The sequence below is a fragment of the Aeromonas sp. ASNIH8 genome, from assembly GCF_002919855.1.
GTDB lineage: Bacteria > Pseudomonadota > Gammaproteobacteria > Enterobacterales > Aeromonadaceae > Aeromonas > Aeromonas caviae.
In genome coordinates this window covers 1-3,397 of sequence record NZ_PQLN01000184.1, presented here as the reverse complement: position 1 = coordinate 3,397, position 3,397 = coordinate 1, and the positions used below count along the sequence as shown (strand labels likewise).

The window sequence follows — 3,397 nt, the reverse complement described above, 5'->3', positions numbered from 1 at the left end:
ACGCAAGGCGAGCGTAAGACGGAAGCAAAAAATCGCAGGAATGAGCAGTGAATATCTGGAAACGGTACTCAATGCGGGTCTCAAAAAACTGGGTGAAATTTAACAAAATGTTCACGCTCTCACCCTGTCCCGTGTTGTCGATGTTTATACGCGCGGCAAGGTCAGACCAAGGCAGGAGCATTGCATCAACACCAACAACCTCTTCCAGCGTCACGAACGTTTGTTTCATGGCTGTTGGCCAATACTGATATGGCAGATGAAGCAACGCTTCCAGGGTGTTTTCTGATCCAACATTTCTCCCCAGATACCGGCTGTATGGCTCAAGTAGGGAAGTACATAGGTCAACAATTTTGCTCAGTTTGTTCGAGTATGCTTTTGAGAGTGAAACATCTGATAAGTCGCTGGTGCAATTTAATCTTCCCAACGCACCGGACGCAGGATAGTAGAATAATTCAACGCGAGCTTTGAGAGCTTTCAGCTTAATACCATCCCCAAACTCACGCTTATAGATGACCATAAACATGGCCTTGAATATATCAAAGCATCGCTGAGCAGGTGTCCGTAAGGAAATTGTTGGGATGCAGGTGGCCCAGAGTAAAGCCCAGTCGGCAGGAACAGGTTTATTGTCTCTGACTAGCTGGCCTAGGCATATTTTTAACGAAAATGGTATGCTCATGCAAAAAAACGGGTCCGCTTCTGGAGCTGGAAGTTGATATAACGTATCACTAATGCTCCTTACCTTTCCGTACTCAAGAAAATTGGTGGCATATCGTGCAAAGGAGCCGTTATGCGGATAGATGGAGAGTAGCCTAGTGACCTCGGCTTCAATAAATGGCATTTCTCTCTTCGCGAGTTCATCTTTTTGGGCGTCAATAAAATAACGGCGCTCTAATCCATAAAAGAAAATGAAGACATATCCGATAGCAACGCTTGGGTCTTTTCGACCATTTTCCATCCATTGCAAATACCTTTTTTTGGCTTCAGGAGATAGATTGCGATAGCTTGGATAGTATCCCTCCAAGGGGAGGTCCAAGGGGGCATTTTTGATAGTAACTGATGCTTGTGGATTGATAAGAGATGGCTCACTAAGTAGACCGCTCACATTCGTTGCATCGCCTACGTAAAACATGCCTCCGCTAATTTTTAGACCTGCCAGAGTGATCTCTTCACCTGGTGACATCCATCGAGCAATGATTCGTGGACCAGCAGGAATTAGTTCAGAAGGCGTAAATGCAGGAGAGGGGGAGTGGTCATCACTGGTAGCACTGTGGTCTTCAAAAGCAAAACTGATCCTGAACTCTGGTGATGGAGATCTACTGTGATGAGATGCAATACCCACAGTAGTGAGAATGTCGTCCTCATCCTCATCCTCATAATCAGCGATAGTTATCGGTTCATCTAAAAGAGCAGTTGGCGTTCTATCGGAAAAAGAGTTTGCATTCATCATTGTGGGCGCAACGGGGGTTGATGCCCCAGAAATCATAAGGTCAGTGGTCGATACCTTGATCACATTTTCAGTGTCTGGATTCGGTTGCTGGTGGGGGGGCGTATCTGGTCGCATTCCTGTATCCGCTTTGGCCATGGCATTCGAATGACTGGGTGCCGGTGATGGCGCGAAAGCTGCCCTCGGCGGCTCTCTATGCACTGGTGAAGTGTGCTTAGTCGGATGAGATGTGGCTGTAACTGTTGGCTTTTCTGCTTTGTCGGTGGTTTTGTTGTAACGGTATGTGAAAAAAAGAAATAAAACGCAGAATGCACCCACCCAAAGTTGCCAGGGAACCGCTTTTATAGCTTCAATGATCTTGATAGTAATAAAGATAACTATGGCAAGTATAATGAGATAAAAATCTCCAAGTTTCTTTGATGTCCGCCTTTTCCTTGCCATCTATCCTCTCCAAACAGTAATGCTTAAGCTAAGTAAAATTACTAACTTAAATAGCAACCTTAAAGTGCGATGTACCTAATGATAAAGTTCACGTATAGACGAGTAAAGGTTCAATTACCTGAAGATGTTCACTCTGTGAGGAAAGGCTAGTGATTTCTTACGGACCCCTTAGGACAGCTTGATCAGCAGAATGAGAAGTATTTTCAGCATGTGCTCGAGTGATCTTGCAAAATAGAGCGTACTCCGCTTGATCTTTCAATGTGATGAATAAAGAGGGCGGGGCGTTCTTGCCCATATATTGGGCAGTTCTGGCTATCACCTGACACCGGCCTCAAACCGCTGTCTTCCTTAAGTTACTTTAAAGTACATTTCCTTCAGTATGGCGTTGTTTCCCAAATCAACCATCAAGCCACAACTGCCCCAGCCCCTCCTTGCGCATCACCCGCACCACCTCATTTCTCGGATGCCCCTTTTTCCATAACCCCGCGTTCTTGTGAGGCGGGATACAGGCTGTTGCCCCTTTGCGCGCTATCAGCTGATGGCTGGCTTTGCTGTCATAGGCGCCATCAGCATAAACACGTCCCAGCTTGCGTCGTAGTGGATTGAGCAGAGTCGGCAGCACCTCAGCATCATGAACATTTTCCAGTGAGACTTGTGCCGGGTAATGCCCCCATTTTTAGGGAGGATTACCAAGCCCCGGCTGTTGAACAGTTACCTTTGTCCTACCAACTCACGCTCCGAGCTCAGGCTACAACAAACATGAGCATGAATTGTGCCGACTCCTGCATGAGATCTGGACACAAAAATCAGATCTATCACAAGGTTGCATATTCCGGCCGATCATGAACACCAATTCCGATTCAACGTGAACACCATTTCCGGACCAATATGAACGCTCATTCCGGTTCAACCTGAACACTTCGCCCCTCCTTTCCGGAAACAGTGTTCAACATCCCGGAATCACTGTTCACATTCACCGGAATCATCCTTAACGCATTGATTTAAAAACCTTTGATACGCTCTCCCTTTTGCCAGGGAAGAGCCTATGTCTGCCAAGAGGATTGCAATGCGTAAAATTCGTGAAGTACTGCGACTGCGGCTGGAAGCTGACCTCTCTGTTCGCCAAATCAGTATCTGTACCAAGGTCAGTGTCGGCTCCATCCAGAAACTCCTCAAAAGTGCCCAGGCGCTCGGCCTTACCTGGCCCTTACCTACCGAGCTTGATGATGGCCGACTGGCTGCCCTGTTCTATCCGCAGGCCGATACCACCATCTCGGCCCGCCATGTTGTGCCGGATTGGCCCTCTGTCCATCAGGAGCTCAAGCGCAAGGGGGTCTCCAAACAGCTGCTCTGGGAGGAGTACACCCAGCGCTATCCCAATAGCTGTTACAGCTACTCCCAGTTCTGTGACCGTTACAAGTCCTGGTGTCAGTTGCAAAAGCGCTCCATGCGCCAGATCCACAAGGCGGGGGAAAAGCTCTTTATCGACTACTGCGGGCCCACGGTGCCCAT

The 3,397-nt window shown here is 47.8% G+C and carries 3 pseudogenes; 1 reads left to right on the top strand and 2 read right to left on the bottom strand.

Annotation, left to right across the window (positions count from 1 at the left end):
• Positions 1 to 610: 610 nt before the first annotated feature.
• Positions 611 to 1,129, bottom strand: a pseudogene (locus C3418_RS24970) (TerB N-terminal domain-containing protein); the annotation flags it as partial.
• Between the two features lie 1,177 nt (positions 1,130 to 2,306).
• A pseudogene (locus C3418_RS23105) lies at positions 2,307 to 2,543 on the bottom strand (transposase); the annotation flags it as partial.
• Positions 2,544 to 2,930: 387 nt separating this feature from the next.
• Here C3418_RS23105 and C3418_RS23100 point away from each other — a divergent pair.
• Positions 2,931 to 3,397, top strand: a pseudogene (locus C3418_RS23100) (IS21 family transposase); the annotation flags it as partial.